At 70.5% G+C, this 23,243-nt stretch carries 21 protein-coding genes; 15 read left to right on the top strand and 6 right to left on the bottom strand.

Going from position 1 to position 23,243, the window contains the following annotated elements:
• Window positions 1-24: 24 nt before the first annotated feature.
• Window positions 25-1,068, bottom strand: coding sequence for a restriction endonuclease (locus BJ975_RS10795; RefSeq protein WP_218845853.1), 1,044 nt, complete (start codon window positions 1,066-1,068; stop codon window positions 25-27).
• A gap of 330 nt (window positions 1,069-1,398) precedes the next feature.
• Here BJ975_RS10795 and BJ975_RS10790 point away from each other — a divergent pair, with 330 nt between their 5' ends.
• Window positions 1,399-1,875 carry a DUF4160 domain-containing protein gene (locus BJ975_RS10790; RefSeq protein ID WP_179425749.1) on the top strand — a complete coding sequence of 159 codons (477 nt, stop codon included), beginning with the start codon at window positions 1,399-1,401 and terminating at the stop codon, window positions 1,873-1,875.
• A 202-nt stretch (window positions 1,876-2,077) separates the two neighbouring features.
• On the opposite strand, the gene BJ975_RS10785 is transcribed toward BJ975_RS10790, so the two are convergent.
• Window positions 2,078-5,602 carry an ATP-binding protein gene (locus tag BJ975_RS10785; protein ID WP_179425747.1) on the bottom strand — a complete coding sequence of 1,175 codons (3,525 nt, stop codon included), beginning with the start codon at window positions 5,600-5,602 and terminating at the stop codon, window positions 2,078-2,080.
• Between the two features lie 436 nt (window positions 5,603-6,038).
• Here BJ975_RS10785 and BJ975_RS10780 point away from each other — a divergent pair, with 436 nt between their 5' ends.
• The 6 genes from BJ975_RS10780 (at window position 6,039) to BJ975_RS10755 (ending at window position 9,904) form a co-directional block, all read left to right on the top strand.
• A complete protein-coding gene (locus BJ975_RS10780) occupies window positions 6,039-6,446 on the top strand; it encodes a VOC family protein (protein WP_179425745.1) in 408 nt (135 codons plus the stop codon).
• A 148-nt stretch (window positions 6,447-6,594) separates the two neighbouring features.
• Window positions 6,595-7,086 carry a DUF2231 domain-containing protein gene (locus BJ975_RS10775; RefSeq protein ID WP_218845843.1) on the top strand — a complete coding sequence of 164 codons (492 nt, stop codon included), beginning with the start codon at window positions 6,595-6,597 and terminating at the stop codon, window positions 7,084-7,086.
• Window positions 7,083-7,607 carry a DUF488 domain-containing protein gene (locus tag BJ975_RS10770; protein ID WP_179425741.1) on the top strand — a complete coding sequence of 175 codons (525 nt, stop codon included), beginning with the start codon at window positions 7,083-7,085 and terminating at the stop codon, window positions 7,605-7,607. The genes BJ975_RS10775 and BJ975_RS10770 overlap by 4 nt, the downstream gene beginning before the upstream one ends.
• Window positions 7,608-7,673: 66 nt before the next feature.
• Window positions 7,674-8,204 (top strand): hypothetical protein, encoded by a 531-nt coding sequence (locus tag BJ975_RS10765; protein ID WP_179425739.1) that lies wholly within the window; start codon window positions 7,674-7,676, stop codon window positions 8,202-8,204.
• Entirely contained in the window at window positions 8,201-8,650 is a 450-nt protein-coding gene (locus BJ975_RS10760) for a DUF421 domain-containing protein (RefSeq protein ID WP_179425737.1), read from the top strand. The genes BJ975_RS10765 and BJ975_RS10760 overlap by 4 nt, the downstream gene beginning before the upstream one ends.
• 75 nt (window positions 8,651-8,725) lie before the next feature.
• The gene (locus tag BJ975_RS10755) at window positions 8,726-9,904 is read left to right on the top strand and encodes an alcohol dehydrogenase catalytic domain-containing protein (RefSeq protein ID WP_179425735.1); all 1,179 of its coding nucleotides are present in this window, start codon (window positions 8,726-8,728) and stop codon (window positions 9,902-9,904) included.
• Window positions 9,905-9,917: 13 nt separating this feature from the next.
• Here the strand turns inward: BJ975_RS10755 and BJ975_RS10750 are convergent, their stop codons facing one another.
• The 4 genes from BJ975_RS10750 to BJ975_RS10735 are packed head-to-tail and all read right to left on the bottom strand — an operon-like array spanning window position 9,918 to window position 12,557.
• Entirely contained in the window at window positions 9,918-10,166 is a 249-nt protein-coding gene (locus BJ975_RS10750; RefSeq protein ID WP_179425733.1) for a VOC family protein, read from the bottom strand.
• Window positions 10,163-11,254 (bottom strand): carboxylate-amine ligase, encoded by a 1,092-nt coding sequence (locus BJ975_RS10745; protein ID WP_179425731.1) that lies wholly within the window; start codon window positions 11,252-11,254, stop codon window positions 10,163-10,165. Before BJ975_RS10745 ends, BJ975_RS10750 begins: the two co-directional genes overlap by 4 nt.
• 28 nt (window positions 11,255-11,282) lie before the next feature.
• The gene (locus BJ975_RS10740) at window positions 11,283-12,365 is read right to left on the bottom strand and encodes a carboxylate-amine ligase (protein ID WP_179425729.1); all 1,083 of its coding nucleotides are present in this window, start codon (window positions 12,363-12,365) and stop codon (window positions 11,283-11,285) included.
• A 6-nt stretch (window positions 12,366-12,371) separates the two neighbouring features.
• Window positions 12,372-12,557 (bottom strand): hypothetical protein, encoded by a 186-nt coding sequence (locus BJ975_RS10735; protein ID WP_179425728.1) that lies wholly within the window; start codon window positions 12,555-12,557, stop codon window positions 12,372-12,374.
• A 118-nt stretch (window positions 12,558-12,675) separates the two neighbouring features.
• On the opposite strand from BJ975_RS10735, the gene BJ975_RS10730 reads away from it, so the two are divergent.
• Genes BJ975_RS10730 through BJ975_RS10695 form a run of 8 tightly spaced genes read left to right on the top strand, consistent with a single transcriptional unit; the run spans window position 12,676 to window position 23,212 of the window.
• The gene (locus tag BJ975_RS10730) at window positions 12,676-14,952 is read left to right on the top strand and encodes a catalase (protein WP_179425726.1); all 2,277 of its coding nucleotides are present in this window, start codon (window positions 12,676-12,678) and stop codon (window positions 14,950-14,952) included.
• A gap of 13 nt (window positions 14,953-14,965) precedes the next feature.
• Window positions 14,966-16,072 (top strand): glycosyltransferase family protein, encoded by a 1,107-nt coding sequence (locus BJ975_RS10725; RefSeq protein ID WP_223303411.1) that lies wholly within the window; start codon window positions 14,966-14,968, stop codon window positions 16,070-16,072.
• On the top strand, window positions 16,069-17,139 hold the full coding sequence (locus BJ975_RS10720) for a glycosyltransferase family 4 protein (protein WP_179425724.1): 1,071 nt from the start codon (window positions 16,069-16,071) through the stop codon (window positions 17,137-17,139). The genes BJ975_RS10725 and BJ975_RS10720 overlap by 4 nt, the downstream gene beginning before the upstream one ends.
• Entirely contained in the window at window positions 17,136-18,125 is a 990-nt protein-coding gene (locus BJ975_RS10715; RefSeq protein WP_179425722.1) for a glycosyltransferase, read from the top strand. Before BJ975_RS10720 ends, BJ975_RS10715 begins: the two co-directional genes overlap by 4 nt.
• Window positions 18,122-18,964: a glycosyltransferase family 2 protein gene (locus tag BJ975_RS10710; RefSeq protein ID WP_179425720.1), complete on the top strand. Its 843-nt coding sequence runs from the start codon at window positions 18,122-18,124 to the stop codon at window positions 18,962-18,964. The genes BJ975_RS10715 and BJ975_RS10710 overlap by 4 nt, the downstream gene beginning before the upstream one ends.
• Window positions 18,961-19,959 (top strand): NAD-dependent epimerase/dehydratase family protein, encoded by a 999-nt coding sequence (locus tag BJ975_RS10705; RefSeq protein ID WP_179425718.1) that lies wholly within the window; start codon window positions 18,961-18,963, stop codon window positions 19,957-19,959. The genes BJ975_RS10710 and BJ975_RS10705 overlap by 4 nt, the downstream gene beginning before the upstream one ends.
• A 16-nt stretch (window positions 19,960-19,975) precedes the next feature.
• Entirely contained in the window at window positions 19,976-20,677 is a 702-nt protein-coding gene (locus tag BJ975_RS10700; RefSeq protein WP_179425716.1) for a hypothetical protein, read from the top strand.
• Window positions 20,678-20,734: 57 nt separating this feature from the next.
• On the top strand, window positions 20,735-23,212 hold the full coding sequence (locus BJ975_RS10695) for a DUF6351 family protein (protein WP_179425714.1): 2,478 nt from the start codon (window positions 20,735-20,737) through the stop codon (window positions 23,210-23,212).
• Window positions 23,213-23,243: the final 31 nt, after the last annotated feature.

The following is a 23,243-nucleotide window of genomic DNA, read 5'->3' as shown; positions in this document are numbered from 1 at the left end:
CGTGTCCTGAAGGCGCCACACAGCTTAGGATTCGTTCTCTACGAGCACCCAGGCACGCTTGAGCGGCATCTCGGCTCGAATTGTTTCGTCGAGTTCCTCGTATACATCGAGGACCTGATCCAGTAAGTCATCCGCGTCCCAGACCCGCATCGTCAGTCGGTCCTTACGAATCTCGGCGCGCGCTTCACGGGTGATGCCTCCCCAGGCCACGAGGAGTCCCTGATCTGCTCGATGCGACAACATCGCACCTTGGAGACCTCGGACGACCGGGGCCCCAATCGCGCCACCACCAGACTTCACCTCAACGATGAGGGTGGGCGAGTCAAGTCCCAGCGGCCCAGTCCCTGCGAGGATGTCAACGCCCTGATCCGGCCCCGGCGGCGAGATGTCGCAGTGAAATCCACGGACCGTCAGCACGGCCGCAACGAGACGCGTGAGCTCGTGCTCGCGAAAGTGAGTTCGGATGTGGGTGCGGACCCTGTCGCGGATGGACTCGGTCGTCGGTACCGGCTCGGGATCAAGGAGCGTGCCGGACGCTGTCGTAACGGATTCTGAGGGCGTTTCGCCGGGGTCGTCCGCGGTTGCTTCGGGGTCGACCCCGGTCCGGAGCACCTCCGCGAACCTGGCCTCTGCGTTGTGCCGCGACAGTTGGAACACCGTCAACAGTGACCCGAGAGAGTTCAGCAGGTCTTGGCCAAGAACAGCACGGGGCACTTCATCTGCCCTCCAGTGAACGCGCACTGAGTGGCGAGCGGGAGCGTGCTCGTCGAGATGTTCGTAGCCAACGGTGCATACGCCGACCGCTAATGTGCCCGACGACGACAGCGGCAAAATGACCGTATCGCCCGGCTCAATCGACCGCAGGCCCCACAGTTGGCTCGCGAGGTTGCCGACCTTGGCCGTCGACTCGTTCGGCATGGTCGGGGCGACCAGCGCGACGACGTCATCGCGCGACTGTGCGTGCGCAAGGGTCGGAACGGAGTTCCACGCTGCAGCGGCCCGTCCCTCAGCGAGACACCACTGCGCGTACGAACCGCCTCGTCCCCCGCGGACAACCCACAGCGCCATCGGAATTCCTTTCATTGGTGTGACTGCCTACGGCAATCAGATCAGATCCAGACCGGCCTACGCCGTAGGCACTCTCGTCGCTTGGGCGCGGGTATGCCAAGTCGCCCACGCCAGCGACGGAAGCAACTGTCCGCACCCTCAGCGGTCCTGAACTCGCTCCGTACCGTCTGACCTTTGTGTTGCCGGAGTTCCGAAGATGGGCTCACTCGTCGGCGCCGCTACGCGACACTGGCGGCGGAATGGGCTAGGTCGGATGTCACGGATACACGCAAGCGTTCCGTCACCGGAAATCAGTCGGCTAGGTCGTCTCCAAACTGCGAGACTCGCCCTGTGAAGGACGACGACCTGACTCCACCCGAGCGGGCGGCTTACAACCTCGGCGAGCCGGCAGGATGGGCGTTAGCGGAGTCGGAGGACCGCCTCGAGGCCGAGGACGTTCTGGGACGACTCGTCGCGATTGCTCTCTTCGAATTCGGCGAGAACAAGGACGGCTGGTCGGCCGCATACAACAACGATGGTTTCATCACCGCCCTGGTCGCGGAGGGCAAACCCTTCGACGGCGGCATCAGCGTCCACGTATGGCCGAATGACCACCCGCCGCCGCACGTGCACATCCTCAAGAAGTCCGAGCCCGACAATGAGTCCATCAAGATCAACCTCGAAACCGCCGAGCTGGACGGTGACCTGCCGCCCTGGGCGAACTCGAAGCAGGTGAAGAAAATGAAGGCTCTCGTCAGACGGCACCACAAATTGTTCGCCGAGTGGTGGGAGAAGAACCACGGCGAAGTTGTCACGCTCCTGGCCTGAAGGCTGGATCGGTGAAGCAGGTTCAGGCCAATCCACCAGCGGCGCTAGACGCAGTTCCACAGGGAATCGCGAGTAGCGCGCGTCGGTCTACTGACTGAGATTGCCACGTGCGAAGCACGCGTCACGCGTCGGATGTTGCCGGAGGCCTTTCAGTGTCCAGAATTTGGTGGCGTTCCAGAGTCGCTCTACAACGGTCAGTCGTTTACCAACCGAGCCGTCGCTCCTGATCCTCCTTCGCTAGCGAAGCTTCGAGCTCCCCTCGGAGGCGTTCGGCCGCGAGGTCGCACACTTCGACAAGTTCGGGCTGCCGCACCTTCAGTTGTTCGAAGAACTTTAGGTCCTTGAGGATTGCGTCAGACTCGGCACCGGTCCAATTGCGGTTCTTAAGAGCTTCGGCAACGATGCGGTCCGGAGCGACCTGGGCCGCCACGAGCGCGGGTGAGAGTGCCTCGACGGTGTGGTCGCGGTAGCCCGTCATCGACCGGAGCAGGGACGACTCATCCACAACACCCTCAGCAAGCAGATCGCCGGCGAGTTCTGCGTCGGTGCCAAGGACATCTCCTGCGAACCCACTGGTGATTAGCGTCTCCACACCCAACGTCGCGACGATGCGTCGCTTCTGCTCCTGCGGCAGAGCGCGGAGCACGCCGGAGAATGACTCCACTAGTCGCCGCGCGCGCGACGAGAGACCCGGCTGCCTCGCGTTCATGATGAACCAGTCAGCGCAGAGTTCGGGGTCGGTGTTCACGGCGTGCTCGAGGATTTCGCCGAGGCGCCATTTGGAGTGCTGAGGCAACTGGTTGGGTACTGCCTCTACGAGTGCTTTGCGCCAAGCGGGTCTGAGATCGTTTGGGACCGGCGGGCCGTGACCGCGTGGCGCCTCTCCGAAAGCAACGGCGGCAAGCCCGCGCACCGACGCTAGCGGGTGCATGAGCAATTCGCGCAACATCGGCGTCACCTCGTCACGAATCCATAGTTCCCCGATGTGCGTGACGTCGTCGTCAGTGAGGCTGCTGACCACATTGCGCGCTAGATCGTCTAGTTCTCCCTCCTCCTGCACGATTGCGCGCAGAACACCGGCCCGCAGGTCAGGGATTTCGATAGCGGCACCGATCAGGTCGGCGATGTCCGCGCCGTCGGCTCGCGCCCTGGCCACCAGCGGGGCGATGAGCGGGCGGGCAAATGCCTGTACGGCGACTTCAAGCCACAGGGGAGGGTCGGTGACGTGCTCGGCGAGTACGCCTGCGAACAGATCACCTTCGTGGTGGCCGTCTAGCACCGACGCTTCGCGCACGAGCCTTTGAAACTCGGTGACGCCTTCCAGCGCCTCTAGCTGGTCAAGTTCACGAGCAAGTGAAATCTGCTGCTCCCGGCGCTCGGCCATCCATGAGTCGATGTCCTCGTCGGGCTCTCGTACGCCCACGAACCGCAGGAGACGGTCGTCGTTCACCGGAAGCTCCTGCAGTGATGTGGGGCCACCGTTCCACAGCGTGAGCAGCGCCAGACGCTGGCTGACCCGGATCGGCACTGCCGGGAACCGCTCCGCCAAGCGCGCCAGAGTAGCGAGCATGAGCTCGGCTCCGTTCGCGGCGACGACCTTATGATTGTCAGAGGCCTCGACCCCCGAACCGGTGACGCCCCCGACGAGTCCCGCCCACGCCTCAAAGGTCTCGCAGAGATCTGCTACGGCTCGATGGCCGATACTCGCGGCCGCGCACTTTCGGACCCTGGCGTCGATATCGCCCCAGCGCGCCAGAAGTGACTCCATTGCCTCCGAGCTCATGACACCACGGGACATAGTGAAGCCGAGGTGGCTGCTTGGGTCACTCCAATTGCCCTCAACGCTGGGGTCGAACACGTAGCGTGCGGCCTCCGCGAGAACCCGCCACCGAGCCTCGTCTGGTCTCTCGTCGAACCACTCCAGGGCGTACGTCAGGATGCGGTCGCGCAGGCCATCAAAAGCCCCCAAGTCTGGGTCAAGGTAGTGCGCCATGTCCTGAATGACTCGCATCGGGTGATCCGGATGTTGGTGTCGCGGCCGCACGTCCCCGATTGCGAGTTCCAGCAGTCCGCGGGCTGCCTCGCGCGAGCAGGTACGGCGAAAGGCGCTCCGGAGGATCTGCTCGGCAGCAGTGCCGACCGGGTCGTACGTGACGTCCCCGTAGAGGGTCTGACGCTCGCGAGGAGAGTCAAGGACAGCACGAGCGAGTAGAGCGGCACGGTCGGCCGCGGTCTCGTCGATGGTGCTGAAGGCCTGGACCAGGTCCAACGTCGCCTCATCGAGCTCCTCGATCGACACGTCGTCGAACCACGCATCCGCTAGTGCCCGCACCTCGACATCCGGTACGTCATTGGCGACCTCGAGGACTGCGCGGTCTAGTCGCACATCGTCGGGGAACTTCGCGGCGAACGACATCCAACTCCTTCGCTTTCGCGCCCCAAAGAATGTCGACGCGACGATCAGCGAGCGCAGCGGAGCGAGCACGGCCCACTTGTCGCCTGATCGTTCTACGAGGCCTCCTTGCGCGGTGACTTCGAGCCAAGCGCTCAAGTCCGCGTACGGCACACCAGCATGGCTAGCTATGATCTCGATGTCCTCGAGGGAAGCCGCGCCGAGCGCGGCGATGCAGGCCAGTGCCTCATTTAGGACTGCGTTGCCTGCGATCGCCGTAGCGAGACCCGCGACCTGGTCGAGGAGTGACTGACCAGTCGCGAGATCATCGCCCGCGCCATCGACGACCAACCTCGAGAGGATGACCGCCCAGCCTGGTCGGCCGTCCGATTGCTCGAGCACCGACAAACGCGCGCGTACCCCGTGAACTCCGAGCGCCTGGATCATCTGATCGAGTGCTGCTCGCGCGAGTCGATCCACCTCGACTCTCGCCGGGTCGTTTAGCAGCGCCTCGACCGGAGCCTCGGTGCCCGGCCACGTCGCGGCGACGATAGTGAAGCCCAATTGTTCCTTGCTTCGGATGCTGACAAGTTGCTTGAGGAGGTCCAGGTCGAGGTGGGCATCGTCAAGCACGACAGTCGTCGGCTCCATGGCGAACAGGTCGTCAACAAGGTACTCGCGAGCAAGGCGGTCCACGAAGTGAACACTGCCTTCGAGTTCGGCGAGCAGGCGACTCTTGCCGACACCGGGCACGCCCACCAACGAGACGTCGGTCGCAAGCGAGACCGCGGCGTCCAACTGCTCAACCTCATGGTCCCGCCCGAACAGAATAGTGGCCGACGATAGATCAGGCGCCTTGATCGTCAGAGCCTCCAGACGTCCCTTGACCCCCGTCAGCTCCACGCGAAGTTCCGGGTCGCGGCGCAGGGACTCCACCAACCATTGCCGTGAGTAGATACGGGGCACCGGGAGCTCATTGATCTTGCAGTACTTCTCTATGTTGCGGCGCTTCGTGTCCGAAAGCTTGTTCGACGTGACCATCACGATCTGATCGACCCGGAACGCCTCGCCCGCGTCCCAGAACTTCTTCCATGTCTTGTGGCTACTTTTGAGGTTGTCGAGAGAGTCGCCCGTCGTGACGAGAATTCGCCCGCGCGAGTCGGGTTCACCCACGATGGGCGCAATAATGTCGCCGTCGCGACCGCCGTCGCTCCCGCCCTCGACGCCGACCACGCTGTCATAGTGATTCGCCATCAGAGCGATGGCGCACCGTTCGAACACGTCGGCGTCGATGCCAGCGTCGAGCTTCGCGGCGATACGTGCGTTCAGGCCCATGCTCCAAGAATGTCAGGCGCGGCGGACGAATCGACCAGTGAACTTCGAACGCGGGCCTCAGCACCTGCGGGGCCCTGACCCTTCAAGAGGAATCCCGATCCGGGCGTGACACCTAGCGATGCCGAGCATCTCGGCGAAGGGCGCGGCCCAGCGCCCAAGAACCGCGGACCGGTTAGCCGACGTACAGACGGTTGTCGGGGAGAGACGCCTACCCTTCGGACATCTCAGAAGAGGACATTCTTGGCGGCCGTCCGTTCGTGTTCGGAGGGAAGCACGTGCGTCTAAGTGGGCGCAAGGACGCGGAAATGTTGTGACGCTCAAGCCCATATCTGGGCCTGAGCGTCACAACTTCCGAGCCAAGGAACCGCCCGGTCGGCTGGGCGTGTAGACGACGCGAGGACTTGCCTGAGGGGGCGCACTGTGGGTACCTCGGAGCATGAGCGAGCATCCCCGGATCCTGCAGACGGTCATCGACGCGACGGACGTGCGGCGGACGGCCGAGTTCTATCGCGAGCTGTTTGGCCTGGAGTACCGCGCGGGCGACGAGCCGCGGGAGGGCGAGGAGGACGTCGAGTGGCTGGTGCTGCGGGGGCGCGAGGGCGGGCACGGGCTGGCGTTCCAGCATGCCGACGAGCTGAAGCGGACCACGTGGCCCGATCCGGAGGTGCCGATGCAGATCCACCTCGACACGAGCGTGCCCGACGCGGAGGCGCTCGAACGGCAGCGCCAGCGGGCGGAGGCGCTCGGGGCGACGGTCATCCTCGATCGCACCGACGACCCCGAGGAGCCGCTCTACGTGTTCGCGGACCCCGAGGGGCACCCGTTCTGCATCTTCGTCGGCTGAGTGAGCGTCGAGGTCGCACGGGTCGGCGACCCGGGGTAGACCTGAGGGGAACGCAAGGAGGCCTGGCATGCATCGAACGACCGATCGAGATCCTCGTTCTTCGACACCCCTTCTCGTCCGCATCACGCAGCGACTCGAGGGCGCCCGTGTGCTGGACCCCGCCGTCCGGGCCCTGAGTCCGGTGGCCGGGGCCCTCATCGGCTCGGAGGAGCGCCGCCGGCTGCTGCAGGGCGACTGGCTGGGGCACGCGATCCACCCGCTGCTCACCGACCTGCCGCTGGGGCTCTGGACCTCGGCCAGCGTGCTCGACCTCGTGGGCGGCAAGGACTCGCGTCCGGCCGCGCGACGTCTGGTCGGCCTCGGGGTCCTGTCGGCGGCGCCGACCGCGATCACCGGCTGGGCCGAGTGGGGCAGCATCCCGCGCCGTCCCGAGCAACGGGTCGGCGTGGTGCACGCCGTCGGCAACGCGGCCGCCGTCGTCGGGTACGCCGCCTCGTGGCAGGCGCGCCGTCGAGGGGAGCACGGCCGGGGACGGAACCTCGCCCTCGGCGCAGCCATCGTCGCCGCTGCGGCCGGGTACCTCGGCGCCCACCTCAACGAGGTGCGTGAGGTCGCCAGCGAGCACCCCGCATTCGAGTGAGCCTGCTGACGATCGGGCACGGCACGTCCGACCGGCCCGACCTGACCCGACGCCTGCACGAGGCCGGGATCGAGGTGCTCGTGGACATCCGGCGGTTCCCCGGGAGCCGCCGGAACCCCGACGTGTCCCGCGACGCCCTCGAGGCGTGGCTCCCCGACGAGAAGGTCGAGTACGCCTGGGAGGAGCGCCTCGGCGGGCGCCGCCGGGTGCCCGAGGACGCCGGCGACACCGACGCCTGGTGGCGGGTCGAGGCGTTCCGGGCCTACGCCGCGTACACCCGCACGCCGGAGTTCGGCGCCGCCCTCACGGAGGTCGTCGAGCGCGCCCAGGACGCGACCGTCGCCGTGATGTGCTCGGAGTTCGTGTGGTGGCGGTGCCACCGCCGCCTCGTCTCGGATGCCGCGGTGCTGCTGCACGGGCTGCCGGTCGAGCACGTCATGCCCGACGGTCGCCTCTCGGCGCACGAGCCGAGCGAGGGCGCTCGCGTCGTCGACGGCCAGCTCGTCTACCCGACGCCCTGATCGCTCCGCGGGCACGAAGACCCGGTGCGGTCTAGGGTGACGGGCGACCGGCCACTGGAGGTGCCCATGAGCTCTGAAGACGACGCCCACATCCCCGTCCTCCGAGGTGTGGCGGGACCCGCCCAGGCGCGGCGCTCGCGCAACTGGCGCCGCCTCGGCATCGTGCTGTTCCTGGTGGTCATCGTGCTCGCGTGCCTGGGCTGGCTCGGACCCCGCGACGCCACCGCGCGGGGAGCGACGCCGGACGGCTCCGAGGTGACGGTCACCTACCCGTTGCTCACGCGGTCGGGCGCCGACGCCGCGCTGGAGATCTCGATCGAGGACGTCACCGGCCCGATGACCGTCCAGCTGCCGCGCGACGTTCTCGAGACGCTCGGTCTGGAGGTCGTGACACCGCGCCCCGCCGCCGAGACCGGCGACAAGACGGCCGTGCGTCTGACGTTCGCCCGACCGCCAGCCGGCGAGCTCACGGTCTACCTGCACGGCCGCATGCCGACTCGGTCGACTCTCGGCCCCGTGAGGTACGCGGTCAAGGTCGGTACGGGGGGCGAGCCGCCCGCAGAGGTCGCCTCGGTCCGAACGGTGGTGCTGCCATGAGCATCGTCCTGAGCGCCACCGCCGTCTTCTTCCTCGTCTGGGTGGTCGTCCGGATCGTCGGCAAGCGCGAGCTGAGCGAGATGGCCCCGTTCGACCTCGTCATCCTCGTCGTGATGGGCGACCTCATCGCCGAGGCTGTGATCGCCGAGGACACCTCGGTCACCGGCGCCGTCACCGCCGTGGCCACCTTCGGCCTGCTGACCATCGCGATGTCGTGGCTGTCGTACCGGATGCCGAGCCGGCGCGCGTTCTTCGAGGGCGTTCCGACCCTGCTGGTGCGCGACGGCGAGCTGGTCACCGAGTCGATGCGCGCCGAGCGGGTGACCCACGACGATCTCATGGTCGCGGCCCGGCAGGAGGGCATCACCGATCTGGACGACATCGCCTGGGCGGTCCTGGAGCAGGACGGCTCGTTCTCGTTCTTCAGCCGCGAGTCGAAGTCCTGACGCGACTTCCCGTGTAGCCCTGCCGTCGTCGGGTACTCCCCGAGAGACCGTGACTTCGAGGACAGAGGTGGGGACATGAAGGCCGTGACCTGGCAGGGCAAGCGCGACGTGCGCGTCGAGACGATGCCCGATCCGACGATCCAGGAGGACACCGACGCGATCATCGAGGTGACGACCACGGGCCTGTGCGGCTCGGACCTGCACCTGTACGAGGTGCTCGGGCCGTTCATGACGCCCGGCGACATCCTCGGCCACGAACCGATGGGCCGCGTCGTCGCGGTGGGCCAGGGCGTCACCAACCTCGACATCGGCGACCGCGTCGTCGTGCCGTTCCAGATCGCCTGCGGCTCGTGCTGGATGTGCAGCCGCGACCTGCAGACGCAGTGCGAGGTCACCCAGAACCGCGACACCGGCATGGGCGCCTCGCTGTTCGGCTACTCGAGCCTCTACGGTGCGGTGCCCGGCGGCCAGGCCGAGCTGCTGCGCGTGCCGCACGCCGACTACGGGCCCATCAAGATCGAGTCCGACCTCGACGACGAGCACTTCGTGTACCTGTCCGACGTGCTGCCCACCGCCTTCCAGGCGCTCGAGTACTCGGCCGTCGGCGAGGGCGACACACTGCTCGTCATCGGCCTCGGGCCGATCGGCGACATGGCGGCGCGACTGGCCCTGCATCGCGGCGCCCGGGTGATCGGCGCCGACCTCGTGCCCGAGCGGCTCGCCCGCACCGCCGCGCGCGGCGCCGAGACGTACGACGTCACGCAGGTCGACGTCGCCGAGGTCGTCCGCGAGGCCACTGGTGGGCGCGGCGCGGACGGCGTGATCGACGCCGTCGGCATGGAGGCGCACGGCTCGCCCGTGGCGCACGCCGGCCAGACCGCGGTCGGCTTCCTGCCGGACTTCCTCGCCCGCAAGGCGATGACCACGGTGGCCGTGGACCGCCTGGGCGCGCTGCACCTGGCGATCGACGCGGTGCGTCGCGGCGGCATCATCTCGCTCAGCGGCGTGTACGCCGGCACGGTCGACCCGATCCCCATGCAGACTCTGTTCGACAAGCAGGTGCAGCTGCACATGGGTCAGGCGAACGTGCGCCGGTGGGTGAATCAGGTCAAGCCGCTCGCGGAGGACTCGTCCGATCCGCTGGGCCTGGCCGACTTCGCCACGCACCGGGTGCCGCTCGACGAGGCGCCCACGGCCTACAAGAACTTCCAGGACAAGACCGACTCCACGATCAAGGTGCTGTTCAAGCCCTGATCGGTCACCGGGGTCAGTGAGGATCGCGCAGGATGCAGAACTCGTTGCCCTCCGGGTCACGCAGGACCACGAAGGGGTCGCCGGCGTGCTGGACCCAGACCGTGGGAGCGCCGGCCGGGGCGTCCTCGCGGGGGAGCAGGTGGCACGTCGGCCCGTCGCTGCCGTCGGACTCGATCCGGTAGTCGAGCGCCCCGGACCAGAAGCGGGCGAGCCGCTCGATGTCGTGCGCGTCGATCGTCCACTGGCGGAACACGCTCGTCATGACGTCTCCTTCGGGTCGGTGCGGGCGATAAGGTCGGACACCACGGCCCCCAGGTCGGGCGGGTCGCCGGCGGCCGCGCGCTGCCGGGCGGCGCCGTTGCCGCGGGTCAGGACGCGATGGATTCCGTCGGTCACGACGTCGGTCGTGCCGGCGGCGTCGAGCGCGTCGCGGGTCGACGACAGCAGCGACTCCAGCGCCTGCTCGGCCGGGACGAAGCTGCGGGTGACGGGGTCGAGCAGCGTGCCGCCGAGTCCATCGTGGCGGGCGCGCCACCGCGCCGCGCGTAGGGTCTCGAGCCGCCACTCACCCGACTCGGGCCGAGCGACGAGGGTCGTCACCAGCGCGCGGGCGACCTCGGCCACGAGGAGCGCGTCGTCGACGTCGGTGCACACGTCCGCCACCCGCACCTCGACGGTCGGGTACTTCTCGGCGATGCGCGCGTCGAGGTAGAGCATGTGCTCGTCGAGCGCAGCGCCCGACTCGATCAGCCCCTGGGCGGTCGCCTGATAGGTCTCGAGGTCGCGGAACGGCTCGACCGGACCGGCCGTGGGCCACATGTCCCACAGGTGCCCGCGCCAGCTGGCGTGGTGGGTGTCGCGGCCGTGGAAGAACGGCGCGTTCGCCGAGAGCGCGGTCAGCACCGGGGTCCAGGGACGCAGCGCGTCGATGACGCCGATCGCCTGCTCGTCCGGCACTTCGACGTGCACGTGCATGCCGCAGGTCATGCCGTTGCGGCCGATCTCGCCGTAGCGGGCGATCATGCGCTCGTAGCGCGAGTGGGGCGTCGGTCGCGGCTCGCTGCCGCCCAGCACGTCCACCGGCATCGCCACGGCGTTCAGCCCGACGGCCCGGGCGGCAGCGACCGCGCCGGACCGCTGCGTCAGCAGGTCGTCGCGCAGGTCGGCGTGGTCGGCGTGGGGCGAGGTCTGCAGCTCGATCTGCTGGAGGAAGAGCTCGTGGTCGAGCTCCTCGCCGGGGTCCATGCGGCGATGGGCCCTCAGCACGGCCTCGGACTCGGGGACGACACGTCCCCGGTCGTCGACGACGAACAGCTCCTCCTCGATGCCCACGCGATGCACGGCGGTCACGTACCCCGGGACGCGCGGGACGAAACCGTCAGGCCGGGCGCGGGTCGGTGCGGCGGACGAGGTCGGTCATGACGGCCGTGAGGTCGGGCGGGTCGCCCGCCACCGCGCGCTGGCGCACCGCGCCGGTGCCGTACGTGAGCAGCCGGTGCACGCCGGACTCGACCCGGTCGGCCGTGCCGGCGTCCTTCAGCGCGACCGCCACGGTCCTCAGCAGGGAGTCGAGCGCCTGCGCGGCCGGGACGAACATCCCGGACAGCGGGTCGAGCAGCGTGGCGTCGAGCGCGTCGCGGCGAGCGCGCCAGGCCGCGTCGCGCAGGACGTCGATCCGCCATTCGCCCGGGTCGGTCCGCTCCGTGACGATCGTGGCCACCAGGGCGCGGGCCAGCTCGGCCACGAGGAGCGCGTCGTCCACGTCGGTGCACACGTCGGCCACGCGGACCTCGACCGTGGGGTAGCGGGTCGCGATGCGCGCGTCGAGGTAGACCATGTGCTCGTCGATCGCCGCACCCGACGCGATCGCGTGCTCGACGAGCAGGCGGTAGGCCTCCCGGTCGCGGAACGGCTCGACGACCCCGGCCGACGGCCACGTGTCGCGCAGGTGGCCGCGCCAGCTGGCCACGCGCGTGTCCCGGCCGTTCGTGAAGGGCGAGTTCGAGGCGAGCGCGGCGAGCAGCGGCGTCCACGGGCGCAGCGCGTCGATCACGGGGATCGCGTCGTCCGGATCGACCTCGACGTGGACGTGCATGCCGCAGACCATCGTGGTGCGGGCCAGCTCGCCGTACCGCTCGACGATGCGGGTGTAGCGCGGGTACGGCGTCACCACCGGGTCCTCGCCACCGAGCACGTCCACGGGGACGGCCGCCAGCTCCAGGCCCAGCGAGCGGGCCGAGTCGATCGCGTCACCGCGGCGCGCCACGAGATCCTCGCGCAGGGCGTCGGGGTCGTCGTGGGCACCCGTCTTCAGCTCGACCTGCTGCAGGAACAGCTCGTGGTCGAGCGGGTGCTCGGGATCGCGCTCGAGGTGTGCCGCGAGCACCTCCTCGGCCCGCGGCACGAGCCGTCCGCGCGCGTCGACGACGAACAGCTCCTCCTCGATCCCGATGTGGCGCACGGGGACTCAGTCGGGCTGGCGGTCGTCCTCGGCCACGTCGGGCCGGGTGGGCGACTGCGGCATGTCGTGCACGTCCTCGGACGTGGTGACATCGGTGTCCGGCGGCGTCGGGTTGGCCGCCGACTCGCTGACGGTGCCCTCCTGCTCGGCTTCGTCGGGGCGCTCCTGGGGGTCCTGCGGATCTGTGGTCATCGTGCCTCCTTGTGGGTCTCCAGTACCCGTTCGCGACGAGATGACGCGCGCGCGATTGACCCCCATGCGGAGGGGTACGTCCGGAAAGGACGACCGCCGATTCCCCGAGGAGACCACGATGGACCCGAGCAAGGCCGCGAAGAACATCAAGGACGCCGTCGAGAGCACGGCGGAGAAGGCGCTCGACAAGGCGGCGGAGCTCGCGAGCCCGGACATCCCGGGCCGGCCCGGACCCGAGCCGGCCCCGCTGGACGAGCCGACCACCCCGCGCGAGCCGCTGCCGCGCAAGCAGGACCAGAGCGCCCCCGACACCCGGTCGGCGACCGGCGCGCCGTCCGGCGCCCCCGACGACGTGCGCACCCAGCAGGGCGCCCACCTGACCACCTCGCAGGGCGCGCGCCTGCGCGACAGCGACCACTCGCTGAAGGCCGGCCCGCGCGGTCCGATCCTCATGCAGGACCACCACTTCCGCGAGAAGATCACGCACTTCGACCACGAGCGGATCCCCGAGCGCGTCGTCCACGCCCGCGGCGCCGGCGCCCACGGCATCTTCGAGGGCTACGGCACGGCGTCCGAGGTGACCCACGCGCAGTTCCTCCGGGAGGGCGTCACCACCCCGGTGTTCACGCGCTTCTCCACGGTGCTGGGCTCGCGCGGCTCGGCCGACACGGTGCGCGACACCCGCGGCTTCGCCACGAAGTTCTACACCGAGGAGGGCACGTTCGACCTCGTCGCGAACAACATCCCGGTGTTCTTCATCCAGGACGGCATCAAGTTCCCCGACGTCATCCACGCCGGCAAGCCGCACCCGGACCGCGAGATCCCGCAGGCGCAGAGCGCGCACGACACGTTCTGGGACTTCGTCTCGCTGCACTCCGAGGCGCAGCACCACACGATCTGGAACATGTCCGACCGCGGCATCCCGCGCTCCTACCGGATGATGGAGGGCTTCGGCGTCCACACGTTCCGCCTCGTCAACGCCGAGGGCGGCACGTCACTGGTGAAGTTCCACTGGAAGCCGAAGCTCGGCGTGCACTCCCTGACGTGGGAGGAGGCGCAGTTCATCAACGGCATCGACCCGGACTTCCACCGCCGCGACCTCTACGACGCGATCGAGGCGGGCGCGTTCCCCGAGTGGGAGCTGGGCATCCAGGTCTTCGAGGACAACCCCGAGGAGGAGTTCGCCGGCATCGACCTGCTCGACCCGACGAAGATCGTCCCCGAGGAGCTCGCGCCCGTGCAGCCGATCGGCCGCCTGACGCTGAACGGCAACCCGACGAACTTCTTCGCCGAGACCGAGCAGGTGGCGTTCCACCCGGGCCACCTGCCGCCGGGCATCGACGTCACCAACGACCCGCTGCTGCAGGCGCGGCTGTTCTCGTACATCGACACGCAGATCACGCGTCTCGGTGGGCCGAACTTCTCGCAGATCCCGATCAACCGGCCGCACGCGCCCGTCAACGACATGCTCCGCGACGGCTTCCACCAGCACGCCGTGCACGCCGGGGTCGCGCCGTACAAGCCGAACTCGCTCGACGGCGGCTGCCCGTTCTTCGCCGGCGCCGACGACCGCGCCTTCGAGGACACGCCGGTGCGCGTCGCCGAGGCGACGAAGGTGCGCGCGAACCCGGCCTCGTTCGACGACCACTTCAGCCAGGTGCGGCTGTTCTGGGCCAGCATGAGCCCCGTCGAGAAGGAGCACATCATCCGCGCCTACTCGTTCGAGCTGGGCAAGTGCTACGAGGACGCGATCAAGGAGCGCCAGCTCCAGCACCTGGCGGACATCGATCCCGTGCTGTGCCAGGAGGTGGCCACGGCCCTCGGCCTGCCCGCGCCGGCGCCCACGGTCGAGCTCACGCAGGAGACGCCGAGCCCCGCGCTGTCGCAGGTCGGCGGCACGTGGCCCGCGGATGGCCGCATGATCGGCATCGTCGTCGACCCCGACGGCGACCTGGCGGGCGTCGAGGCGCTGCGTGCGGCGATCTTCTCCGCCGGCGCCGTCCCGCTCGTGGTGGGCCCGCACGGCGGCACGGTCGGTCCGCTCACGGTGCAGCGGACGTTCGCGACCGGTCGCTCGGTCGAGTTCGACGTCCTCCTGCTGGCCGGCCTTCCGAAGCCCGCGCCCGACGCGCTGGCGTCGCGCGACGACAAGTCCGGTGCGCCCAGCGGTCCGGCGCTCGATCCGCGCGTGCAGCTGCTGATCGACGAGACGTGGCGCCACGCGAAGGTGATCGGTGCGTGGGGCGACGGTGTGACGGCGCTGGAGTCGGCGGGCTACTCGGGTCGGCTGACGGGCGTCGTGACGGGTGACGACGCCACCACGGTGTTCGGACAGGTCCAGGAGCTGATGGCCTCGCACCGCGTGTGGGACCGGTTCCCCGTGGCCGTGTCGTGATCGGGGACCTGGATTGACCACGAACTTCGTCGCAGAGCGCACCGCCACCGGGTCGCTGCGCATCGCCTCCGTCCCGTCGACGCACGTCTACGTGCGGCACCTGCGTCCGCCGGACGGGCCGAGCCCGTTCGTGCACCTGCCGGATCCCGACCCCGACCACCCCTCGCGCTCAACCACCAGCACGTGGTGGCCGCCGGTCATGCTGCGTCCGGAGTGGGCGGCCACGGCCGACTTCGACGTGTTCCACGTGCAGTTCGGCTTCGACGCCTGCTCGCCGGAGGACCTCCAGCGACTCGTCGACGTCCTCCGCGAGCGCGGCAAGCCCCTGGTGCTGACCGCGCACGACCTGCGCAACCCGCACCACCCGACCCCGCAGCTGCACGACGAGCAGCTCGGCGTCCTCATCACCGCCGCCGACGCGGTGGTGACCCTCACCGAGGGCGCCGCCGCGCAGATCCGGCGCCGCTGGGACCGGGAGGCGATCGTGCTGCCGCACCCGCACGTCGTCGAGCTCGACACGATGGCGCGGCTCCGCCGCGAGCGGGCCGCCCGTGACACGGACGAGTTCCGCGTGGGCGTGCACATCAAGAGCCTGCGCGAGTCGATGGACCCGTTCCCGGTGCTGGAGGTGCTCGACGAGACGCTCGCGGGCCTGCCCGGTGCGGTCCTGCAGGTCAACGGTCACCGCGACGTCCTCGACGCCGACGGCGCCCGGCGCGACGACGAGCTCGCGCGCTGGCTCGAGCAGAAGGCCGCCGCCGGCCGGATCGACCTGCGGGTGCACGACTTCCTGCCCGACGACCAGCTGTGGGAGTACCTCGCGAGCCTCGACGTGGCCGTCCTGCCCTACCGCTTCGGCACGCACTCGGGCTGGCTGGAGGCGTGCCGCGACCTCGGCACCACCGTGGTGGCGCCGACGTGCGGCTTCTATGCGGACCAGGGGCCGGTGCTGAGCTACGGCTTCGACGAGTCGCACTTCGACGCCGAGTCCCTGCGCGACGCGGTCTGGTTCGCGCACGCCGCCCGGCCCGACCACGGGGCCGACGTGGACGAGCGTCGCGCCCAGCGGATCGCGGTGTCCCGCGCCCACGAGGAGCTCTACCGGAGGCTGCTGTCGTGAGCGGCCTGCGGATCTGCCTCATCGCCTCGAGCCGGTTCCCGATCAGCGAGCCCTTCGCCGGCGGACTCGAGGCGCACACGCACGCCCTCGCCCGCCAGCTGACCCAGCGCGGCCACGACGTCTCGCTGTTCGCTGCGCCGGGATCGGACCCCGATCTGCGCACGGCGGAGCTGCCGGTGGAGGCGCTGCGGCACGAGGAGGTGAACCGTCCGGACCTCGACGTGACGCCCGGGGCCTGGATGGACGAGCACCACGCCTACCTCGGGCTCATGCTCGACCTCGCGCGGAACGCCCGCCGGTTCGACGTCATCCACAACAACAGCCTCCACCACCTGCCCGTGGCGATGTCGGCGATGCTCGACGTGCCGATGGTGACGACGCTGCACACGCCGCCGGTGCCGTGGCTGGAGTCCGCCCTGAAGTTCGCGTCGCCCGCCAGCACGTTCGTGGCGGTCAGCCGCTTCACGGCGCAGGCGTGGGCCCACGTCACCCCGACGACGACCATCCCCAACGGGGTGGACGTCGAGCGGTGGTGGCCCGGGCCCGGCGGCCGCGCGGCGATCTGGTCGGGTCGGCTCGTGCCGGAGAAGGGTCCGCACCTGGCGATCGACGCGGCGCGGGCGGCCGGGATGCCGCTCGACCTCGCCGGGCCGTCGCTGGACGCGCACTACTTCCGCACGCAGATCGAGCCGCGGCTCGGTGGGGACGTCCGGTATCTCGGACATCTCACGCACGACTCGCTGCGGGCCGCGGTGGGCTCGGCGCGGGTGGCCGTGGTGACGCCGATGTGGGACGAGCCCTACGGACTCGTGGCCGCCGAGGCGATGGCCTGCGGCACGCCCGTCGCCGCGTTCGCCAGGGGCGCCCTGCCGGAGTTCGTCGACGGCACCGTCGGTGCGCTCGCCGCGGCGGACGACGTCGACGGTCTGGCCCGGGCCATGCACCTCGCGGCCCGGCTCGACCGGTCGCGCGTCCGGCGGGCCGCGGTCGAGCGCTGCTCGATCTCGACGATGGTGGACCGGTACGAGGACCTGTACCGGGCGGTGTCGACGCCGCTCGCCGCATGATCGGCTACTACGTCCACCACCAGGGCAGCGGCCATCTGCACCGCGCCACCGTCCTCGCGCAGTCGCTGGACGAGCCGGTGACCGGCCTGTCGTCCCTGCCGAAGCCGGAAGGCTGGGCGGGGGAGTGGGTCCGGCTCGAGCGCGACGACGCGTGGGCCGAGGAGGCCGGCGACACCGCCGACGGCTTCCTGCACTGGGCGCCGCTCGGCGAGCCGGGGCTGCGCTCGCGGATGGCCGCGATCTCGACGTGGATCGGCGAGACGGCCCCGTCCCTCGTCGTCAGCGACGTCTCGGTCGAGGTCGCGCTGCTGGCCCGCCTGCACGGGGTCCCGGTGGTCTCGGTCGTCCTGCCCGGCGACCGCGGCGACCGCGCCCACCGGCTGGGTCGGGCTGCCTCGAGCGCGCTCGTCGCGTTCTGGCCCGAGGAGGCCGAGGGCATGGTGCGTGGCGTGGACGAGCCGCTCCACTGCGTCGGCGCGGTCTCGCGATTCCCGGTGCAGGACCAGCCCGTCCGGAGGACGTCGGCGCGACGCGTCGTGGTGCTCGGCGGCAGGGGCGGCGGCGGCCTCACCGACGCGGAGCTCGAGGTCGCCCGGGCCCAGACGCCCGGCTGGCAGTGGGAGGTGCTGGGCGGTGCCGACGGACCGTGGCTCGCCGATCCGTTCCCCTCGATCTGCGAGGCCGACGTCGTGGTGACGCACGCCGGCCAGAACGCGATCGCCGAGGTCGCCGCGGCACGCCGCCCGGCGATCGTCATCCCGGCCGACCGGCCGCACGACGAGCAGCACTCCACCGCGCGCGTGCTGGCCGGGGAGTCGTGGCCGGCACTCGTCGAGTTCGGGTTCCCCGCGGCCGGGTGGGCGGAGCGGCTCGAGCGCGCCGCACGCCTCGACGGCTCAGGCTGGGAGCGCTGGTGTGACGGCCACGCACCCGAGCGGTTCGCGGCGCTCGTCGCCGGACTCGTCGCGGAGCCGGTCGCGCGATGACGTCCGTCGCGGTGATCACCGTCGCCCACGGGCGTCACGACCACCTGCGGGCGCAGCACGCAAGCCTGGCCCGCAACACCCGCCTGCCGGACCAGCGCGTGCTCGTCGCGATGGACGACCCGGAGCTGCTGGAGTGGAGCCCGGAGGCGCCACCTGCCGTCCACGCCCTCGCGATCGATCGCGACCCGCTCGGTCTGCCGCTGGCCGCCGCGCGCAACGCGGGCGCCGACGCCGCGCTCCGTACCGGCGCCGAGGTGCTGGTGTTCCTCGACGTCGACTGCCTGGTCTCGCCGGGGCTGGTGCAGGACTACGTGGACGCCGTGACCACCGAGCCGGACCTCCTGTGGTGCGGCCCGGTCACCTACCTCCCGCCCCCGCCGCCGGAGGGCTACCCGGAGGACGTCGAGGCGTGGGACTCACCGCACGCCGCCCGGCCGGCGCCGGCCCCGGGGGAGCGGATCCGAGGAGGCGACCCCGACCTGTTCTGGTCGCTCTCCTTCGCGGTGCACCGCGAGACGTGGGACCGCATCGGCGGCTTCCACGAGGAGTACGTCGGCTACGGAGGCGAGGACACCGACTTCTCGCAGTGCGCCGCGCGCGCGGGCGTCGACCTCGGCTGGACCGGCGGCGCGAGGGCCTTCCACCAGCACCACCCGGTGCAACGGCCCCCGGTGGACCACCTCGACGACATCCTGCGCAACGGGGCGCTGTTCCACCGCCGCTGGGGCCGCTGGCCCATGACGGGCTGGCTCGAGGCGTTCGAGGAGCAGGGCCTGGTCGAGCGCCGCGGCGACGGCTGGGGTGTGAGAGCACGCGCCGCGGGTACGTGTCCTGCATGAGGATCGTCATCACCGGCGCGACCGGGAACCTGGGGTCCGCCGCCCTGCGCGAGCTGTCCACCGGCGGCGAGCACGAGCTCACCGCCGTCGCGCGCCGTCTGCCCGAGATCGCGAATGCGGGGGCCTCCTCGGTGCGCTGGCATGCCGCCGACGTCTCTCACGACGAGCTCACGACCGTCCTCACCGGTGCCGACGCCGTGGTGCACCTCGCCTGGAAGTTCCAGCCGACGCACCGCCAGGACGTCACCTGGGCCACGAACGCCGTGGGCACCCGGCGCGTGCTCGACGCGGTCCAGGCGGTCGGCGTGCCGAAGGTCGTCGTCGCGTCGTCGGTGGCCGCCTACTCGCCGGTCGAGCACGACACGCCCGTCGACGAGTCGTGGCTGACGGACGGTGCCTCGGAGGCGACCTACTGCCGCGAGAAGGCCTACGTGGAGCGCACCCTCGACGGCTTCGAGGCGTCGCACCCGGACGTCCGCGTGGTGCGACTGCGTCCCGCCTTCGTGTTCCAGCGCTCCGCCGCGAGCGAGCAGCGCCGCATCTTCGGCGGCGCCCTCGCGAGGCCCGCGCTGCTGGATCGCCGCCGCATCCCGATCCTGCCCGTGCCCGCCGGGCTCCGGTTCCAGGCGATCCACGCCGGCGACGTCGGCCGTGCGATCCGGGCCGCGGTCGAGCGCCCCGTCAGCGGCCCGTTCAACCTCGCGGGCGAGGGGGTGCTGCGCCATCCCGAGCTGGGCGAGCTCATGGGTGCGCGCACGGTCGAGGTCCCGGCGCGCGCCGTGCAGGCCGTGCTCGGCGCCGCGTGGCGCGTGCACGCCGCTCCGGTGCCCGGAAGCCTGCTGGGTGCGCTGATGCGCGCGCCCCTGATGTCCACCGAGCGCGCCCGGACGGAGCTGGACTGGACCCCGGACCACTCGGGACGCGACGCGGTCAACGCGCTGCTGTCGGGCATCCCCGAGCGCGCCGGCAGCACGATGCCCCCGCTGCACCCGTGACCCGTCAGGAGCCCCGATGACCTCACTGCCCCGCGCCGCCGAGGAGCTCGCCACCGGAGCCGGCCGCGTGGCCGCGCGGGCCGGCGGGCTGGTCCTCGAGGGCGCCACGCACGCCGTCGCGATGGCTCGTCGGGCCCGCAAGCCGCTGCACCCACGCGGCACGGTGTGGGAGGCCGAGCTCACCCGCACGGGCACGCTGCTGCCGACCGGGGTCCCGTGGCTCGACGAGCCCGGCACCGAGCGCGCGATCGTCCGCGTCTCCGCCGCGTTCGGGTTCCCGCACGGCTGGCCCGACATCCAGGGCCTCGCCCTGCGGCTGCCCCAGCAGGGCGATGCCGACGTGCTGCTCGCCAGCACCGGCTCGGGGCGGTTCAGTCGCTTCCTGCTGCGCCCCGTGAAGTCCTCGGGCTGGCACCTGTCGACGACGCTGCTGCCGTACCGCGGACCCGAGGGTCCGCTGCTGCTGGCCGCCGCGCCCACGGAACCGCAGCAGTACGTGCTGCTGCGTGCCGAGGGGCAGGGCGCCTGGGTCGCCTTCGCGGTGCTGCGACTGCTGCACGAGTCCGCCGAGCAGCCCTCGTTCGACCCCGTCCGCAGGACGGTCCCGGGACTGCAGAACTACGACTGGGTCAGGCGCCTGCGCGAGCCCGCCTACGAGACGGCGCGGGAGGACCGGGGCGAGTCGCCTTCGTCCGCAGGTCGTGACAATGTGACGTAGGTCACAGTAGGGTGCTCGAACATCAAGTCTCTCGGGCTGTCCTGTTGGGAGTCAGGCATGCGTGCACCCCACCGTCCCCTCCGTCTCGTCCTCGTCGGCGCCGCCGGGCTCGCGCTCGTCGCGGGCGCCACCGTCGCCGCCGAGGCCGGCAGCCCGCGCCACGGCAACGCCCTGCGCATCGAGGTGCTGTCGAGCGCCCCGGACCAGGTCTCCGCGGGTGACGCGCTCGTCGAGGTGAGTCTGCCGAAGCAGGTGCGGCCGTCCGACGTGGTGATCCGCGCCGGCGCGGCCGACGTCACCGACGCCTTCGACCTGACCTCCGACCGCACCCTCGTCGGACTCGTCGACGACCTGCGCGTCGGGCGGACCACGCTGCGGGCCGAGGTCCGCAGGGGCGCCCGGCACGGCGCCCGCTCCGCCTCGCTGCGCGTCACGAACTTCCCCGAGTCCGGGCCGATCTTCTCCGGACCGCAGCAGCAGCCGTTCGTCTGCACGACGGCACGCGGCCGCTTCGACGGCCGCAAGATCCTCGGCCAGCCGATCGTGGACAACCAGGACCGGCAGGGCATCGCGGTGGCGCGCGAGGACGCGGACGGCGACTACCCGCAGGACGGGCGCGGCTACCCGACCGCCGACGCCGAGACCGTCGGCTGGAGCGCGAACTGCGCCGCGGAGCGCCGCATCGGCTACGTCTACCGCTCCACCACGGACAACCGGTTCCACTGGCTCGACGACCCGGCGAACGCGCCGGCCGACACCGCGACCACGACGACGAAGGACGGTCAGCAGGTGCCGTTCGTGGTGCGGTGGGAGCGCGGCACGGTCAACCGCTTCGTCTACAGCATCGCGGCGCTCGCGCCCGTGGGCGACGCCGATCCCGAGCGTCCCGACGACGCGCTGTGGAACCGCCGCCTCGTGTTCAGCTTCCAGGGCGGCGTCGCCATCGGGCACGCGCAGGGCACCACGAGCGACAGCGCGATGCTGCCCGCCGACCTGCTCGGCCGGGGCTACGGCGTCATGTGGTCGAGCGGCACCCGCACCAGCACGCACTACAACCTGCAGCTCGGCGGCGAGACCGCGCTGATGCTCAAGGAGCGCGCGATCGAGACCTACGGCGTGCCGGACTACACGGTGGCCGTGGGTGGCTCGGGCGGCGCGATCCAGCAGTACGTCTACGCGCAGAACCACCCGGGCATCATCGACGCGGCGATCCCGCAGTACTCGTACCCCGACATGGTCACGCAGATCATCCACGTGGGCGACTGCGAGCTGCTGGAGCACTACTTCGACGCCACCGACCGGGCGAACCCGAAGTGGAAGGACCCCGAGGTCCGGCAGGCGATCATCGGCCTCAACGGCACGAAGGAGCCGAAGAACCTGTCCGCCGGCGAGATCGCGCAGTGGAACCAGCTGTACGGGGCGATGCAGGCGCTGGGCTACCAGGTGATGGACCGTGCGCCCGGCTCGGCGGCGCCCCCGCTGATGGAGTGCAAGCCCGGCTGGTTCGGGCTCACGCCGCTGGCGCTCAACCCGACGTTCACCGACGTGCAGGACCTCGACAAGCTCGCGCAGGGCACCGAGGGCGTCCAGTGGACCCACTTCGCCGACCTCGTGAACATCTACGGCACCGGTTCCGACGGGTACGCCCGCGTGCCGTGGGACAACGTGGGCGTCCAGTACGGCCTGCAGGCGCTGAAGGACGGCGTCATCACGCCGGCCGAGTTCGTCGACCTCAACGCCAAGGTGGGCAGCTGGAAGGAGGCCCGCGACATGGTGACCGAGGGGGCACCGTTCGCCGGCGCCACGACTCCGCAGAACTTCGACCCGTGGAGCTCGCGCAACATGAACCTCAGCCCCGGCGGCGACGCACCCGCGCCGCGGCGGTCGGGCGACCTGAAGGCCATCCGCGCGGCCTACGCCTCGGGCATGCAGTTCCAGGGCGACATCGACATCCCGATCATCGACCTGCGGCCGTACCTCGAGGACGAGCTGGACATGCACAACACCCAGCAGTCGTTCGCGGTGCGCCAGCGCATGCTCAACGTCGACCGGGACGCCTCGAACCAGGTCATCTGGTTCGCCGACGCCCGGCCTCAGCAGGACTACGACCCGACGCTGCGGGCGTTCGAGGTCGTCGACGAGTGGATGGCGAACATCGCGCGGAACCCGAGGAAGGGCGTCTCGGGCAACAAGCCGGCGCGCGCGGTGGACACGTGCTTCACCACGAGCGGTGAGGTCATCGCCGCTGGGCCGAAGGTCTGGAACGGCGTCCTCGACACGAAGGCCGCGGGGGAGTGCACGCAGCGCTTCCCGATCTACTCCAGCTCGCGTCGCGTGGCCGGCGCCCCGTACGAGGGCGGCATCTGGAAGTGCGCGCTCCAGCCGGTCTCGAAGGCCGTGAAGTCGGGGCTCTACGGCTCGTGGCGTCCCGGCCGCGCGGAGATCGCCCGCCTCGAGCAGGTGTTCCCCGAGGGCGTCTGCGACTACCGCAAGGGCGACGTCGGCAAGCCGAAGGGGCACGGGCACTGGCGCTGACGCCCTCGCGCCGGCCTGCGCGCCGGGCTAC

It is taken from the genome of Aeromicrobium tamlense, from assembly GCF_013408555.1.
Taxonomy (GTDB): domain Bacteria; phylum Actinomycetota; class Actinomycetes; order Propionibacteriales; family Nocardioidaceae; genus Aeromicrobium; species Aeromicrobium tamlense.
Note: the sequence above shows the minus strand (reverse complement) of the source record. Positions and strands in the feature narration are given on the sequence as shown.

What these genes read in the sequence shown, in the direction of transcription:
- BJ975_RS10785 (WP_179425747.1), bottom strand. Translation starts at nt 5,602, where the DNA reads ATGGGCCTGAACGCACGTATCGCCGCGAAGCTCGACGCTGGCATCGAC.
- BJ975_RS10715 (WP_179425722.1), top strand. Translation starts at nt 17,136, where the DNA reads ATGATCGGCTACTACGTCCACCACCAGGGCAGCGGCCATCTGCACCGC.
- BJ975_RS10700 (WP_179425716.1), top strand. Translation starts at nt 19,976, where the DNA reads ATGACCTCACTGCCCCGCGCCGCCGAGGAGCTCGCCACCGGAGCCGGC.
- BJ975_RS10795 (WP_218845853.1), bottom strand. Translation starts at nt 1,068, where the DNA reads ATGGCGCTGTGGGTTGTCCGCGGGGGACGAGGCGGTTCGTACGCGCAG.
- BJ975_RS10760 (WP_179425737.1), top strand. Translation starts at nt 8,201, where the DNA reads ATGAGCATCGTCCTGAGCGCCACCGCCGTCTTCTTCCTCGTCTGGGTG.
- BJ975_RS10710 (WP_179425720.1), top strand. Translation starts at nt 18,122, where the DNA reads ATGACGTCCGTCGCGGTGATCACCGTCGCCCACGGGCGTCACGACCAC.
- BJ975_RS10730 (WP_179425726.1), top strand. Translation starts at nt 12,676, where the DNA reads ATGGACCCGAGCAAGGCCGCGAAGAACATCAAGGACGCCGTCGAGAGC.
- BJ975_RS10780 (WP_179425745.1), top strand. Translation starts at nt 6,039, where the DNA reads ATGAGCGAGCATCCCCGGATCCTGCAGACGGTCATCGACGCGACGGAC.
- BJ975_RS10735 (WP_179425728.1), bottom strand. Translation starts at nt 12,557, where the DNA reads ATGACCACAGATCCGCAGGACCCCCAGGAGCGCCCCGACGAAGCCGAG.
- BJ975_RS10705 (WP_179425718.1), top strand. Translation starts at nt 18,961, where the DNA reads ATGAGGATCGTCATCACCGGCGCGACCGGGAACCTGGGGTCCGCCGCC.
- BJ975_RS10755 (WP_179425735.1), top strand. Translation starts at nt 8,726, where the DNA reads ATGAAGGCCGTGACCTGGCAGGGCAAGCGCGACGTGCGCGTCGAGACG.
- BJ975_RS10765 (WP_179425739.1), top strand. Translation starts at nt 7,674, where the DNA reads ATGAGCTCTGAAGACGACGCCCACATCCCCGTCCTCCGAGGTGTGGCG.
- BJ975_RS10750 (WP_179425733.1), bottom strand. Translation starts at nt 10,166, where the DNA reads ATGACGAGCGTGTTCCGCCAGTGGACGATCGACGCGCACGACATCGAG.
- BJ975_RS10695 (WP_179425714.1), top strand. Translation starts at nt 20,735, where the DNA reads ATGCGTGCACCCCACCGTCCCCTCCGTCTCGTCCTCGTCGGCGCCGCC.